Source organism: Robbsia andropogonis (assembly GCF_034047095.1).
GTDB lineage: Bacteria > Pseudomonadota > Gammaproteobacteria > Burkholderiales > Burkholderiaceae > Robbsia > Robbsia andropogonis.
Window position 1 is genome coordinate 165743 of sequence record NZ_CP139168.1, and the last position, 13788, is coordinate 179530.

The 13788-nt window shown below is 55.4% G+C and carries 12 protein-coding genes and 3 pseudogenes; 3 read left to right on the plus strand and 12 right to left on the minus strand.

Annotation, left to right across the window (positions count from 1 at the left end):
• Positions 1 to 124: 124 nt before the first annotated feature.
• The 8 genes and pseudogenes from SJQ66_RS12500 to SJQ66_RS12535 all read right to left on the minus strand — a co-directional run bounded on the left by SJQ66_RS12500 (position 125) and on the right by SJQ66_RS12535 (position 6986).
• A complete protein-coding gene (locus tag SJQ66_RS12500; RefSeq protein WP_320534343.1) occupies positions 125 to 295 on the minus strand; it encodes an H-NS family nucleoid-associated regulatory protein in 171 nt (56 codons plus the stop codon).
• Between the two features lie 59 nt (positions 296 to 354).
• Positions 355 to 1182, minus strand: a pseudogene (locus SJQ66_RS12505) (helix-hairpin-helix domain-containing protein); the annotation flags it as partial.
• A gap of 54 nt (positions 1183 to 1236) precedes the next feature.
• The gene (locus SJQ66_RS12510; protein ID WP_407691497.1) at positions 1237 to 1953 is read right to left on the minus strand and encodes an IS6 family transposase; all 717 of its coding nucleotides are present in this window, start codon (positions 1951 to 1953) and stop codon (positions 1237 to 1239) included.
• Between the two features lie 26 nt (positions 1954 to 1979).
• A complete protein-coding gene (locus SJQ66_RS12515; RefSeq protein ID WP_407691498.1) occupies positions 1980 to 2141 on the minus strand; it encodes a hypothetical protein in 162 nt (53 codons plus the stop codon).
• 535 nt (positions 2142 to 2676) lie between these two features.
• Positions 2677 to 3447, minus strand: a complete 771-nt coding sequence (gene cobF / locus SJQ66_RS12520; RefSeq protein ID WP_320534344.1) for a precorrin-6A synthase (deacetylating) — start codon at positions 3445 to 3447, stop codon at positions 2677 to 2679.
• A gap of 568 nt (positions 3448 to 4015) precedes the next feature.
• Positions 4016 to 5050: a methionine synthase gene (locus SJQ66_RS12525; protein ID WP_320534345.1), complete on the minus strand. Its 1035-nt coding sequence runs from the start codon at positions 5048 to 5050 to the stop codon at positions 4016 to 4018.
• A gap of 27 nt (positions 5051 to 5077) precedes the next feature.
• Positions 5078 to 6061 carry a DUF1852 domain-containing protein gene (locus SJQ66_RS12530; RefSeq protein WP_320534413.1) on the minus strand — a complete coding sequence of 328 codons (984 nt, stop codon included), beginning with the start codon at positions 6059 to 6061 and terminating at the stop codon, positions 5078 to 5080.
• A gap of 253 nt (positions 6062 to 6314) precedes the next feature.
• On the minus strand, positions 6315 to 6986 hold the full coding sequence (locus tag SJQ66_RS12535; protein WP_320534346.1) for an epoxyqueuosine reductase QueH: 672 nt from the start codon (positions 6984 to 6986) through the stop codon (positions 6315 to 6317).
• A 582-nt stretch (positions 6987 to 7568) separates the two neighbouring features.
• On the opposite strand from SJQ66_RS12535, the gene SJQ66_RS12540 reads away from it, so the two are divergent.
• Complete coding sequence (locus SJQ66_RS12540; RefSeq protein WP_320534414.1) at positions 7569 to 8477, plus strand: LysR family transcriptional regulator; 909 nt, start codon at positions 7569 to 7571, stop codon at positions 8475 to 8477.
• 347 nt (positions 8478 to 8824) lie between these two features.
• Here SJQ66_RS12540 and SJQ66_RS12545 read toward each other — a convergent pair.
• The 3 genes and pseudogenes from SJQ66_RS12545 to SJQ66_RS12555 form a co-directional block, all read right to left on the minus strand.
• A pseudogene (locus tag SJQ66_RS12545) lies at positions 8825 to 9487 on the minus strand (IS6 family transposase); the annotation flags it as partial.
• Positions 9488 to 9602: 115 nt separating this feature from the next.
• Positions 9603 to 9827 (minus strand): annotated as a pseudogene (locus SJQ66_RS12550) (transposase domain-containing protein); the annotation flags it as partial.
• Positions 9743 to 9943 (minus strand): hypothetical protein, encoded by a 201-nt coding sequence (locus SJQ66_RS12555; RefSeq protein WP_320534347.1) that lies wholly within the window; start codon positions 9941 to 9943, stop codon positions 9743 to 9745. The gene SJQ66_RS12555 and the pseudogene SJQ66_RS12550, both read right to left, overlap by 85 nt.
• Before the next feature lie 190 nt (positions 9944 to 10133).
• On the opposite strand from SJQ66_RS12555, the gene SJQ66_RS12560 reads away from it, so the two are divergent.
• Together SJQ66_RS12560 and SJQ66_RS12565 are read left to right on the plus strand one after the other, a co-directional pair.
• The gene (locus SJQ66_RS12560; RefSeq protein WP_320533730.1) at positions 10134 to 10334 is read left to right on the plus strand and encodes a hypothetical protein; all 201 of its coding nucleotides are present in this window, start codon (positions 10134 to 10136) and stop codon (positions 10332 to 10334) included.
• A complete protein-coding gene (locus SJQ66_RS12565) occupies positions 10324 to 12402 on the plus strand; it encodes a recombinase family protein (RefSeq protein WP_320533729.1) in 2079 nt (692 codons plus the stop codon). Before SJQ66_RS12560 ends, SJQ66_RS12565 begins: the two co-directional genes overlap by 11 nt.
• Here the strand turns inward: SJQ66_RS12565 and tnpC are convergent.
• On the minus strand, positions 12382 to 13746 hold the full coding sequence (gene tnpC, locus SJQ66_RS12570) for an IS66 family transposase (RefSeq protein WP_320534348.1): 1365 nt from the start codon (positions 13744 to 13746) through the stop codon (positions 12382 to 12384). The genes SJQ66_RS12565 and tnpC overlap by 21 nt on opposite strands.
• Positions 13747 to 13788 lie beyond the last annotated feature (42 nt).

Here is a 13788-nt window from a genome sequence, read left to right on the forward strand (position 1 = left end):
TCAGATGAAGACGACGCGCGCTGAAAAGCCATGGAGGCGGTAATGCCTATCGATGCAAGACACGGAGGACCTTAGGGCAATCTGATGCTTCGTCAGGCTAAGCGAAAGCGCTCAGGCTCGCCCGTTACGATGTGCGTTGGATCAAGAATTGATCGTAATCCCTTCCGGCAATCCACTTCGGCGGCTTGCCGCGACCGGACCACGTCCAGCCAGTCTCTGGATCTCGGTAGATCGGCTGGATCTTCACATTTTTGAGTTTGGACTTTTGCGTTGTCGGGAATCCCAGTTCAGCCATCTTGAAACGGTACAGCGCGATCTTTAGTCAACGCATTGTAAAAAACTGCCTACCGCCGTTTAGCAAAAGTCACGACTCGTCGTTGTGAGATCGCCGAGCAGGGCCGTCATATCAAAAAGCCGCCTGGCGACCAAGTGCTTGACCTTGCCGTCAGTTTGCCAGGCGCCATGCACGCCGAGCAGCGTGGCGCCAAGCGCTTCCTTACGGTACCGCTCCAGGAGCGATGGCCAAACTATGACATTTATCGACCCGCTTTCGTCCTCAAGGGTCATGAACAGCACGCCCTTGGCCGTGCCAGGGCGCTGTCGCACGGTGACGATGCCGCAACCGCGTGTGACGCGCCCGTTTTTATAAGTGGCCAGCGTCTGGGCATTCACCAGTCCGAGTTTGTCGAGGTGTGTGCGTAAGAGCGCGACGGGGTGGCGCCCAAGGGTAAGGCCCGTGCTTTGGTAGTCCGCGACGATCGATTCGGCTTCTCGTGGCGCGGCCAGGCTCGGTGTGTGATCGTCCTGGCCAGCGTCGCGAAGCAGCGATTTTTCCGGTACCGATGCGATCGCTTGCCACAGGGCTTCGCGCCGGTGCCCGGCGATTGACCGCAGGGCGTCGGCCGTAGCCAGGATCTGTAAGTCGCGGCGGTTGAGATCGGCGCGCCGCCCGAGGTCTGCGACATCCTTGAAGGGCCGCATTGCGCGCGAGGCCTCGATACGCCAGCCAGCCTCTTGTCGTAGACCGTTAATTCGGGATAGGCCGAGGCGCACGGCCGGGCGTTCCATATCGCCTTCCAAGGTGCTATCCCAGTCGCTCGCGGTGATATCCACCGGCAAGACGGTGACGCCATGGCGTCTTGCGTCCTGAACCAACTGAGAGGGTGAGTAAAAGGGTTCTGGTGCAAATATCTAGTCGGGCTAAAATTGTTCTTTAGATAAGATAAGTATGCCTTATTAACTGAACAGAACCGCGTTCCAGAGCGTTGGCGTATCGTTGTCTTTGAGCCCGAGCGCGCTGAAATCAAACTGGCCCTTGCGGATGCGATGCATCAACTCGATACCTGAAATCGTCGTCGCGGCACTCCTGAGCCGCTTAAAGCCCAGCATGACCTTTGTCCTCGACTTGATGTTCCGATGATCTTGCTCGATCAGGTTATTCAGATACTTCGACGATCTGACTTCGGTCTCAGCTGGCAGCAAGCCGTCGGCCTTCATCTCGCGCACAGCCCGGTGCGAGGCCGCATAGCCATCCAGCGTAATCGTTTCGGGCACCGGCCCCTGATGCCGGATGGCCTTGCTGAAGAAGGCTTTCGCTGCGGCCACATCGCGTTTGGCTCTGAGCAAGAAGTCCACCGTCTGGCTGCTTCGATCCACCGCCCGGTACAGATAAACCCATTTGCCACGAACCTTTATATAGGTTTCGTCAACACGCCATGATCGCCCTACGGGTATGCCAAAACGATTCCAGCGTTTGACGAATTCAGGGGTATAGCGCCTGACCCACCGCATGATCGTCGTGTGGGCCAGTGACAGTCCCCGCTCGGCCATCATCTCGACCAGATCACGCAGGCTCAGCTTATAGCGCAGGTACCAACGCACACATAAAACGATGATTTCCCAGTCAAAATGACGACCGTCGAACATACCTTCGGGTCGCTTTCGTTTGCTCATCACCGGCTACCAGATTCATCCAGTCGTTACTTTAACCGATCCACCGAGCTTATTTGCACCAGAGCCATTTCCACCAGATCGCGTAGACTGAGCTTGTAGCGAAGATACCAGCGCACGCACAGAACGATGATTTCGCGATCAAAATGTCGACCATCAAACAGCCCGCTCTGACCTTTTGGCTTGCTCATCAGCGATAACCTGATTGTTAGGCTCAATACTTTAACCGATTCGCATCGCCTATTTGCACCAGAACCTCAATTGCATGGATGGCCTAGACCTCTACGAAATGCTCGACCGCGAACTCGCGCAGGGGTATGGGGGTTGGTAATGCACTTGGGTTCATAACTGCATCATTCATTTGAACTTTCCTAGGGGATATGCGCCCCGGTAGATAATAATTAGCCAGACAAGTGACTTGGCCTGGCTTTCGTGATGTACTAAACCAATTACAGTGGCGAGACCGCCCCGACGTACAGTCGCTTTCCGACTTCCAGCTTCGTCATTTTACGCGTTAATATTGCGTGATCGAACGGGCTGAAATTACGAGCACTTAGTGCCGCGAACGCAACTGGAAAGTGAGCAAGCCGGCTATTAACTTGCAGCCATGGCAAAACAAAAACCAGCGACGAATTATGGTGCATTCTGTAACTATTGCTGCCAGTCTAGGTGCCATCGAGCAAGAGCGGCAGGACGCATTCATTCCGTTATTGCGGGGATGCATGCCTACTCGTCCGCGTCGGCCCGTTTCTTAAGCAAGTAAGTGTCCATAATCCATCCAGTCCGTTCACGGGCGTCTGCACGGATTCGTTCTATGTCACCGACGACCTCGCTAAGTTTTCCAGCGACAAGTATTTCGTCTGGCGTTCCTACATAAGCTCCCCAATAGATGTCCAGATCCGCGTCAGCGATCTTCGAGAACGCGTTCTGTGTGTCAAGCATGACGACCACGCTTTCCACATTGTTTGGAAACCCTTCCAAAATCCCGCGTCCATTTGTAATTTGGACCGATTGTCCGATTGAATTCAGCGCAACGCGGTGCTTCGCAGCCAATGCTTGCACACTGGTGATACCTGGTATGACTTCGTATTCGAACCCGTGGCGACCTGTGCGAGAGATGGCGTCCATGATGCGCATAGTGCTGTCGTATAGCGACGGATCACCCCAAACAAGAAAGCCGCCGCATTGGCCGTCAACAAGCTCCTCAGAAATTATTCGCTCGAAAATCTGCTGCTTGTTGCGATTCAACTCTTCGACAGTCGACACATAGGGAAAGTCGTTTTTAATGCGCTCTGGCAGTTCAACATCGACGATACGAAAGCGACGATGCGTGGCATACCGCTCAATGATCTCCTTACGCAATTTAACGAGCTTTTCTTTCGAGGCTCCCTTGTCAATAACAAAAAATACATCGACCTGGTTGAGTGCACTGACGGCCTGAATAGTGACATATTCCGGATTTCCAACACCAATCCCGATGATCAGTAACCGTTTCATTTCGCCCCCGTTGTGTGATAAGCGCTTTTTCAGCAGCCGTTTGACCGGCGCTCGGGCCCTGTCTGGTACGCCTCCGACGCCTGGTCGTCGAGGCACTGTTTTGCAAATTCACGGTTAAACTAAACATCGTGATGAATGGCCGATCTCATAGATCGCTTTTTAGCCCTGTGCGCGTCCCCCCGGTTGTCAAATTCTCTTCATCTACTTCGCAGTTCGGCACGCGGACCGCTCGCCAAGCCCCTAGGGCATAAATTCGGACAAAACCATAGGATGTTTCACGCGAGCGACCTCGGCATCTGGTATCACACCCTACCAGCAGTTGATTGCCGGTTTGCTATGGAGCCCCAAAACGGAATTGCGTGGCTTACGGAGCCTGGCAGCGACCTTTGATTGTCAACATCTCAAAGTCGTTGTTTTTCGAAATAGCCTTGCCTAGGGCTTCCAAGCAAGCCGCACTCTCGCCAGCCATCGGCCGGGACAGGGTTGAATCGGTGCGACGGCACCGCTCGATAAACGTCCGACTGTCACGCCGGACGTGGATACACCGCATACCGCGTCGGCCATAAACTTAGCTCAAACTGGCAAGTTCATTGCGAACGATTTCCGCACCAGCGTTTAACGCTTCCAACTTCCCCTTTGCAATTGCACGAGACAAAGGCGCCATGCCACAGTTTGTGCAAGGATACAGCTTATCTGCGTCGACAAACTGAAGCGCTTTGCGCAAGGTAGCCGCCACTTCCTCAGGTGTTTCGACGGTCTCACTCGCGACGTCAATGGCGCCGACCATCACCTTCTTGCCCCTAATCAGCTCGATGAGCTCCATCGGCACATGCGAGTTATGGCATTCCAAGGAGACCATGCCGATACTAGATTTTTGCAGCTTAGGAAAAATCTTCTCATACTGGCGCCACTCCGAGCCAAGCGTCTTTTTCCAATCTGTATTGGCCTTGATACCGTAGCCATAGCAGATGTGGACAGCTGTCTCGCATTTAAGCCCTTCGATAGCGCGCTCAAGTGTAGCAACGCCCCATTCTTCCACTTCGTCAAAAAACACGTTGAAAGCTGGCTCATCAAACTGGATGATGTCCACGCCAGCGGCTTCCAGTTCCTTCGCTTCTTGGTTCAGAATTTTAGCGAATTCCCATGCCAGCTTTTCACGGCTTTTGTAATGATCGTCGTAGAGCGTGTCAATCATCGTCATCGGGCCGGGTAGCGCCCATTTGATGGGTTGGTCTGTTTGCTGACGCAGGAATTTGGCGTGTTCGACAAACACTGGCTTTTTGCGCGATACCGGCCCTATCACAGTCGGCACGCTTGCATCATAGCGATCACGAATGCGCACCGTCTTGCGGTTTTCGAAGTCAACGTTTTCCAGATGCTCGATGAACGTCGTCACGAAATGCTGACGCGTCTGTTCGCCATCGCCGACGATGTCGAGGCCGGCATGTTGCTGCTCTTGCAGCGACAAAAGCAAAGCATCTCGCTTGCCTTCGACGAGTCCGTCGTCTTGCAGTTTCCACGGCGACCACAGTTTTTCGGGTTCTGCGAGCCAGGAGGGCTTCGGCAGGCTACCCGCCGTCAAAGTGGGCAATAATTTTTTCACAATAGATAACCTTGCGTTTTTGATAGATCAGAGTGCGTAGCTAGCAGACCATTGCTGCAGCAATGCTTGATACGGTTTGATGAAATGTTCTTCGGCGAACTTGCCCTGCTCAATTGCCAGACGACTACGCTCTTCCCGATCGTAGACAATGCGGGTAAGCGAAAAGTCTTGATGCTTGAGGCTGGGCTGATAGGTCTCGCCTGCTGCGGAATTCGCGTTATAAATTTCTGGTCGATAGATCTTCTGGAACGTATCCATCGTGCTGATCGTGCCAATAAGCTCAAGATTGCTGTAATCCGCAATCAAGTCGCCAGAAAAATAGAAAGCCAGTGGTGCGACGCTATTCGGTGGCATGAAGTACCGCACCTTCAACCCCATTTTCTCGAAGTATTCGTCAGTGAGCGAATAGGCATCTTGAAGGTATTCGACACCCAGCACGGGATGCTGATTTGCCAAGCGTTGGTACGTTTTAGTACTCGAAACGCTCAGGCAGATCACCGGCTGCTTTTTGAAGTTTTCTCGGTAAGCGCTGGAATTGACGAAACTTTTGAAAAGATTTCCATGCAACAAACCGAAATCGTCGGGCGTGCTGAAGTCAGACTGACGATTGTTGTGCTCTAGTAGCAGTACGCTGAAGTCATAGTCCCTCACGTAGGATGAGAAGTTGTTTCCTACGATGCCGTCAGTACGCTCGCCAGTCTTCTGATCAAGAATATTCGTCTTCAATATCTCAATCAGTGGCAATGAATTCGCACTGCTTGTTCCATCCACACGCATCTCGACAGAAATGATCTCGTGCTTGACGGTATAACGATCTCCTTTCGGGTTATCCCAATGCGCCAAAGCATTGAAACGATTGTCGATCATCTTGAAGGTGTTACGCAGATTCTCCTGGCGACTTGCGCCTCTCGCCAGATTCGCGAAGTTGGTGGTCGCACGTGTGCTCTTCGCGGGTTGGTAGTCTTCGTCGAAATTAATGCTGTTGATCGCAAAAGTGAAGTCTGTGCTCATTTTGACTGATGCCCTAAATTTCGAGATGGCGCGGTATTTTTCGACCGTCCGCGCGATGCTTCTTGCTGGGAACATACCAGCGGGCCGAACAATATTTGAAACGGATTTTATGCGGGAGCGTAAATGAGAAAAAGTGAATTAATTTCATTTATTCATTATAAACCGTCATGAATTCGACCTGCGCTCAAACGGACTTTTTTGCTTTCCTGGCCCGGATGGCCCTGCGACGCCACAAAAGGAGTTGCTGTTCCGTTCAAGCTTCGTTTGACGTATCTTCATCGCCGTAGAACTTCACGCCGAGCTGAATGCGTTCCCGGCCGTTTTCCACGCGATGTCGATTGGTGTCTCGCAACGAATAGACGCAACCGCAATATTCCTGCTGATAGAAGTTCTCTCGCTTGCTGATCTCGATCATGCGCGCCGAGCCGCCACCTTTACGCCAGTTATATTCCCAATACAACATGCCCGGATAGTGTGACGCTGCGCGAACGCCACAATCGTTGGTCTGTTGCATGTTCTTCCACCGCGAGATACCCAGGGAACTGGTAACGACTGGGAAACCATGTTCATGCGCGTACAAAGCCGTGCGCTCGAAACGCATATCAAAGCAAATGGTGCAGCGGATGCCACGCTCCGGCTCGTTCTCCATGCCCTTGGCACGTGCGAACCAGTTGTCCCGATCGTAGTCGGCATCGACAAAGGGAATGCCAAATTGCTCGGCAAACCGGATATTTTCCTGTTTGCGCAATTCGTATTCTTTCAGCGGGTGAATATTCGGGTTGTAGAAGAAGATCGTGAAGTCGATACCGGATGCCTGCATGGCCTCCATTACTTCGCCCGAGCAAGGCGCGCAGCACGAATGCAGGAGCACCTTGCCGTGTCGGCCGGGCAACGGCAGGGGCTTTCGATCAATGTCTGGCGTCATGGTATCTCCGTAGACGACACTGCGTGTACTGGATACACAGGACAAGCGCGGAAAAATAGCGGAACGCATCGCTGCGCGAACGCAGCGAGCAAGGTGATGTTCATCTTTCAATGCATCGCGCGATACATGACGCGCTGCGATCTTCTAATTCTGTGTAAGCACTGCTTTGCGGATAAGCGCGAAAAGCCTAGCGTCAGAACTTTCAGCAGCAGACTGGACTTGGGCATATCTAGGCGAGTCTGGCCACGTATCAGCAAGCGTGCCTTGCGTTTTCAAGCTTGCTGCCCATGCCTCGACGATGTCACTCAATGCAATTCGATCATGATCGAGTAAATGGGAGACCATGATGCGACCGATTTCTTCATAAAGTGACCAGCATTCTTCCGCATCCGGCACGAGCGCATGCATTAGTGGCTGGCATTCCGCTCTATCGCTAATCATGGTTTGTATGATTCAAACCTGCATCGGGATGACGGGTTCATGGCTCACACCGAACAATAACGCTATTTGAGGATGAATAAAAATGGTATTATTTCATCTATCCATTACATTTTTTCATTGATAGTTTGGAAGCTCCTCATCATGCTCGAACGCGTTCATCTTGTCATCGTGCGTGAAGTCGACCGCCAGGGCTCACTCACTGCGGCCGCAGCAGCGCTTTTTCTGACGCAATCTGCACTCAGTCATACAGTCAAAAAGATCGAGCAACAACTCGGTACTCCGATCTGGGATCGCGAGGGTCGCAGCCTGCGCTTGACCCAAGCGGGAAAGTATCTCCTCTCCCTCGCCGAGCGCCTTTTACCTCAATTCGAATTGGCGGAAGAGCGTATGAAGCAGTATGCGGCGGGAGAGCGCGGTACGCTGCGCATCGGCATGGAGTGTGCACCCTGCTATCAGTGGCTGCTAAAAGTGGTGTCACCCTATCTCGCGCAATGGCCGGATGTCGATGTGGACGTGAAGCAGCGCTTCCAGTTCGGCGGCATCGGCGCGCTAATTGGCTACGATATTGACGTGCTCGTGACGCCCGATCCACTCAACCGTCCTGGCTTAAGCTTCGAGCCGGTGTTCGACTACGAACAGGTGTTAGTAGTCTCAGAAGATCACAAGCTAGCCAAGGTTCGCTACGTCAAGCCTGAACAACTTGTCGACGAAACGCTCATCACCTATCCCGTTGACACAGACCGCCTCGACATCTACAACTATTTCCTCCGCCCGGCGGGCGTTGTGCCGCGGCGACACAAGACGATTGAAACCACTGACATCATGATGCAGATGGTCGCCAGCAACCGCGGCGTGGGGGCGCTGCCGAAGTGGCTAGCCGAGGAATACGCTGACCGCATGCCGCTCGTCAGCGTAAAGCTTGGCAAGGAAGGCATCGCTAAACAGATTTTTCTTGGCACCCGCGAGGCCGATAGCGCGATCGACTATCTCGCTTTCTTCGTCGACGCCTCGCGGGAATCAAATTGGCAGGCCGCACGCCCGCGGCGTTAAGCCAATGTAAATGAGCGTCGTACCACAGCTTGTAAGAGCCATGCATGGGTCCATCAGGTCGAAATAGACGGGTGTTCCTAGCCACGCGTTTAGCGGTCCGCTTTGCAGCGCATTTTTGTCATCTCTTGCGGAAACACCGAGCGTCTGCTTTGGTAGACTCTCGGACGCTTTTGCCTGCGTCCCCGATGGGGCTTCCCCATTCGCTTTCACCTCCGCGCTCCACGACATTAGTCGGGTGAGCATAAAAGCCGCGTTTTTCAGGAATTTTAAGCCCCTCCAATGGTGATAATTGGGGCATTGTCCACTTGCGGAACATGGGACAGCCCGAGGTCGGGAGCGAGTGCCGGTCACAAACCGGTAGACGGATTTTGGGTAATGTTGGTGAATTTGCGCCACGCCTCGAACTGCTCTGCGAGTTGTGAGCGATAAACTGACGCGCATAACTGATGGCGCTTGAGTGCGAAATGTTGCCGTATCGGCCCGAAGCATGAGAGGAATTTTTGTGTGCTTTCAGGGTCGCGAAAACCGCGCATGCGTCGCTCGCGTTCGCGAGTCGGTTGGTGGCTGTTCTCGGCTCGGTTGTTTAGGCGAGCAGCCGCGTTCACGAACACGTGCTTGACGTTCGCCAGTTCAGAGATCTCGGCTCTTGCTGCCGGATAGCTACGCAGTTGGTCGGTGACGATCTTGCGTGGTACCGGGTTCGATCGCAACACACGCTTGAAGAAACGTTTGGCAGCTGCCTTGTCGCGTCGCTTTTGCACCAGGATGTCGAGCTCGGCGCCATGCTCGTCCACCGCACGCCACAACAAGTAAGGTTCGCCGCGCAGGGTAACAAACATCTCGTCGAGGTGCCACATACTTCCGGGCGTGGGCCGGGCGGCTTTCACTCTGCGAGCCAAACCCGTACCGAACTTGTCGCACCAACATCGAATCGTCTCGTAGGTCACAACGACACCGCGCTCGAAAAGCAATTCTTCGATGTCGCGCAAGCTCAGTTGAAAGCGGAAGTACCGTAAGCGTCGACCGAAGGCATCTTGTCAGCCGCGTATTTCATGTGGCCGGGTATCGAATGGCGGCATGCCGGTAGTGCCCATTTATTTATAAATGGGCACTCCAATAAGCTTTTTAAGCCTCGTGGAGTTTGCTGGAAGCGATGTTCCACGGCAGCAGATCGTCGATCTGGTTGACCGGGTGGTCGGCTATGCGCGTGAGCACTTCGCGCAGATACGCTTCGGGCTCGATGCCGTTCAGTTTGGCCGTACCGATCAGGCTGTACATGGCAGCAGCCCTGTCGCCGCCGGACTCGGAGCCAGCGAATAGATAATTCTTGCGGCCCAGTGCAATTTCCCGTTCATTCTGCCCATATCGGGCAGGAAGTCGAGATTCATTATCGTTGGCATCCGCTGTATGGGCGTCGCGTCAAGGTTAAAGACATCGAGCGTCGCGGCGGAGGTCAGGTCGTCCATGTGGAGGCGGACCCCGGTGTAATCAGGATGATCGCGGGATGGATGCTCGATGCCGCGATTTGTTCAGCGATGGTTCTCGGCGAACCGAGAGTTACCGTAGCGACACTGCATAATCTGCATCAATTGCTGGTCGATCTGCATTTGCGGGGAAACTCTCCGGACGGTTCCACCAACGTCCGGGAGAAACGCAATGGGCAATCTGCCAAACGTCGTTCCAGCAGGTCAACAGTTATCGCGGTCGATGCCGCCCCAGATGAACCTGATGTTCGACGCGGTCGAGCTTCAGGGGATGAACGCGGTGCAACGGGCAAACACGCTCAGGCATCTCGCATGCCTGTTGATGCAGGCGGCGGGCATCCCGACTGCGAAGGGGCGTAACGATGACGAATGATGATCGTTTGCCCGCAGATCTTCTTAAACGCAAGGCGGTAGTTTATGTCCGACAGTCCAGCCGAACGCAGGTCCAACTGAACCTCGAGAGCCGGCGCCGGCAGTATGACCTCGTGCAGGAAGCAAAGCGACATGGATTTCGCGACGTCGAAGTCATCGACGACGACCAGGGACGCTCGGCGAGCGGCACAGTTGCGAGACCGGGCTTTGATCGTCTGGTCGCGTTATTGTGTGCAGGCGATGTCGGCGCAGTGCTTTGCCTGGACGCCTCACGCCTTGCCCGCAATGGACGCGACTGGCATCATCTGCTCGAGCTCTGTGGTCTCGTTCAAGCGCGGGTAATCGACCTTGACGGTGTGTACGATCCTTGCCGGGCAAATGACCGGCTATTACTTGGCATGAAGGGCAGCATCAGCGAATTCGAACTCAACGTGCTTCGAACGCGCATGCACGACGCCAAACGAGAGAAGGCACACCGTGGTGAATTACGTATCAGCGTGCCGGTCGGCTATATCTGGCATCGTGATGTTGGTCTGGGTTTCGATCCAGACGCACGGTTGCAGGAAGTCATACGCCTGATTTTTACTCGTTTCCGGCAACTGGGCAGCGCGCGGCAGGTTCTGCTGTCGATGAACGCTGAACAGGTCCACTTCCCGCGCCCCTCTGACGGCCGGACGCTGACGCGGGTCGACTGGACTCCAATACGCTACCGTAACGTGATTTCGGTGCTCAAGAATCCGTTCTATGCTGGTGTCTACGCGTATGGCAAGAGCGGCAAGCAGATGACGATCGTCGAAGGCCGGGCACGCAAGAGCTACAAGCACCGCAAGCCGTTTGAGAACTGGGACGTCATGCTCCGGGAACACCACGAAGGCTACATCGACTGGGCGGAGTTTGAACGCAACCAGAAGAAGCTCGCGACAAATGCTTACGGCAAGGCGGGCGACGTAAAATCCGGTCGTGGTGGCCGCGCGCTGCTCGCTGGCCTGCTTGCCTGCGCACGCTGTGGACGTCGCCTGTCGGTGGCCTACGCTGGACGTATCCCGCAGGCCGTGTACCGGTGTGACCGCTTCGACACGTCAGCGCGATGTATGAGGTTCGGTGGTTCCCGTATCGATGCGACTGTCAGCAAGGAGCTTCTGCGCGTCGTGGAGCCATTGGCGATCGAAGCGGCACAACAGGCTGAGCAAATGCACATGGATACCCTGAACGAGCAGCAACAGATCGTGGAACTCGAACTGCAGCAGGCCCAGTACGAGGCCACGCTGGCTGAGCGGCGCTACGCCGCCTGTGATCCCGAGAACCGCCTGATTGCCGCGCAGCTGGAGAAGAACTGGGAAGCGGCATTACGTCGTGTACAGGCCTGCCAGACGCGCGTGGAGACGGTGACTGCACCAAAGGCGCAGGCTCCCCTGCCTGACTTTACGAAGCTCGCCGAAGATCTTCATGCTGCGTGGAATGCACCGAGCGTCGCCATGCGCACACGTCAACAGCTTGTTCGCGCGCTCATCGTCGATATCGTTGCCGACGTCGACGAGGCTACACGCGAAATCATTCTGACGATCCACTGGCAAGGCGGTCAACATTCCCGGCTACGGATTCGCAGGCCGCGAACTGGCGAGCATGGCTGCAGTACGTCAGACGAAGCGCTCGCGGTTATTCGCAGCATGGTAACCCGATGGTCCGACGAGGACATTGCTGCATCACTGAACCGCATGGGAATACGCACAGGACAGGGCAAGACCTGGACCGCACATCGTGTCAGCTCTGTACGGCATGTCCGCGATATCCACGCCTACAAGTCGGCAGATAAGGATGGCGACTGGCTGACGATGTCTGAGGCAGCGAAGGAGCTTGGTGTCACTCACTACATGATCCGGCGTTTGATCAACGATCGGATTCTGCCTGCCGAGCAGGTCGTGCCTGATGCCCCATGGCAGATTCGGACGATCGATCTGCACAGCGAAGCGGTTACCGCAGCACTGGCGCGCAAGTATCGCCCGTGTCGCAACGATGTCGAAGGCCAGATCCCAATGTTTATCCAGGTTTCAGAAGGAGGTGCACAATGAACGCCCCGTTGCCACGGCGCGCAACGCGCGTTCGACGGCGTTATTGTCGATCTCGCCCCGACCATCCTGGACGAACGTGTTCAACGCCTCCCATCGATTGAGCGCGTACTGGATCGCACCGGCGAGCGCCGATTTGGTCGATAGCGTTGGGATCAGCGAGTCCAACCACGCTCGCATACTACCGAGCAGCGGCTTGCTGTGTTCGGTTCGCACTTGCAAACGCTTGTCCGGCGGCTCCCCCCTGATCTGCTCTTCAATTGCATACAGTGCCGCGATGCGGCGCACGGCTTCGCCTGCCGCCGGTGACGGATGCGACTTCGTGAGTTCGTAGAATTTTCGTCTGGCATGCGCCCAGCAGGCCGCCTGCGTTCGCGCGTCGCCATACAGCGCGTCATATCCTGCAAATCCGTCGGCGTGGATGATGCCGCTGAACTCGCCGAGATGGCGCTGAGGTTGTTCGCCGCGCCGATCGGGCGTGAACGCCATCCATAATGCGGGGGCATTTGCCGAGCCCGCTGGGCGTTCGTCACGCACATACGCCCACAGCCGACCCGTGACAGTCTTGCCTTTGCCCGGTGCCAGCATCGGCACGGGCGTGTCATCAGCGTGCACGCTCGGCCCCGCCATTACATATCGGCGCAGCGCCTCTACCAATGGGCGCAGCAGTCGTGTGACACCGCCGACCCATTCACTCAGCGTCGAGCGATCTAAGTCCAGTCCGTCACGTGCATAGATTTGCGACTGTCGGTAAAGCGGCAGGTGATCGGCATATTTGCCGATCATGACGTGTGCAAGCAAACCGGGACCGGCTAACCCTCGGGCAATGGGTCGTGACGGCGCGCTCGCTTGAACGAGTGTCTGACAGCATGCGCAACTGAATTTGGGACGCACGTGTCGAATGACACGCCAGCTCCCGGGCACGTACTCGAGCTGCTCGGCGACATCCTCACCGATTGGCTTGAGCGCACCGCCGCAGTCCGGGCAGTCATTGCCTGAGGGCAGATGCGCGAGCGTGTCGCGCGGCAGATCCTCCGGCAGCGGCTTGCGAGAGCGGTTTTTACGTTCTTGTTCGACAGGTGTGGCGGGCGGCGGATCTTCCCCGTTGTCGAGCAGCAATTCCTCGAGCTTGAGCTCGAGCTGACCGATCTCGGTCTCCAGCTTCTCGGACTTGCGGCCGTACATCTGGCGGCGAAGCGCCGCGATCTGAATCTGTAAATGCTCGATGAGCAGTTCGCGTGCGCTCAGATTCGATTGGAGTTTGCGCACCTGGCCGGCCAGATCCGCGACCATGCACTGAAGCGCTTCGACGTCGGTGGGGAGCGCACTGTTAGGGGATTCGGCCATGGCGACAGTTTACGCATTTCAGGCCACGTATACAACTGCTAC

What these genes read in the sequence shown, in the direction of transcription:
- SJQ66_RS12500 (WP_320534343.1), bottom strand. Translation starts at nt 295, where the DNA reads ATGGCTGAACTGGGATTCCCGACAACGCAAAAGTCCAAACTCAAAAAT.
- SJQ66_RS12510 (WP_407691497.1), bottom strand. Translation starts at nt 1,953, where the DNA reads ATGAGCAAACGAAAGCGACCCGAAGGTATGTTCGACGGTCGTCATTTT.
- SJQ66_RS12515 (WP_407691498.1), bottom strand. Translation starts at nt 2,141, where the DNA reads ATGAGCAAGCCAAAAGGTCAGAGCGGGCTGTTTGATGGTCGACATTTT.
- cobF (WP_320534344.1), bottom strand. Translation starts at nt 3,447, where the DNA reads ATGAAACGGTTACTGATCATCGGGATTGGTGTTGGAAATCCGGAATAT.
- SJQ66_RS12530 (WP_320534413.1), bottom strand. Translation starts at nt 6,061, where the DNA reads ATGAGCACAGACTTCACTTTTGCGATCAACAGCATTAATTTCGACGAA.
- SJQ66_RS12535 (WP_320534346.1), bottom strand. Translation starts at nt 6,986, where the DNA reads ATGACGCCAGACATTGATCGAAAGCCCCTGCCGTTGCCCGGCCGACAC.
- SJQ66_RS12540 (WP_320534414.1), top strand. Translation starts at nt 7,569, where the DNA reads ATGCTCGAACGCGTTCATCTTGTCATCGTGCGTGAAGTCGACCGCCAG.
- SJQ66_RS12555 (WP_320534347.1), bottom strand. Translation starts at nt 9,943, where the DNA reads ATGGACGACCTGACCTCCGCCGCGACGCTCGATGTCTTTAACCTTGAC.
- SJQ66_RS12560 (WP_320533730.1), top strand. Translation starts at nt 10,134, where the DNA reads ATGGGCAATCTGCCAAACGTCGTTCCAGCAGGTCAACAGTTATCGCGG.
- SJQ66_RS12565 (WP_320533729.1), top strand. Translation starts at nt 10,324, where the DNA reads ATGACGAATGATGATCGTTTGCCCGCAGATCTTCTTAAACGCAAGGCG.
- tnpC (WP_320534348.1), bottom strand. Translation starts at nt 13,746, where the DNA reads ATGGCCGAATCCCCTAACAGTGCGCTCCCCACCGACGTCGAAGCGCTT.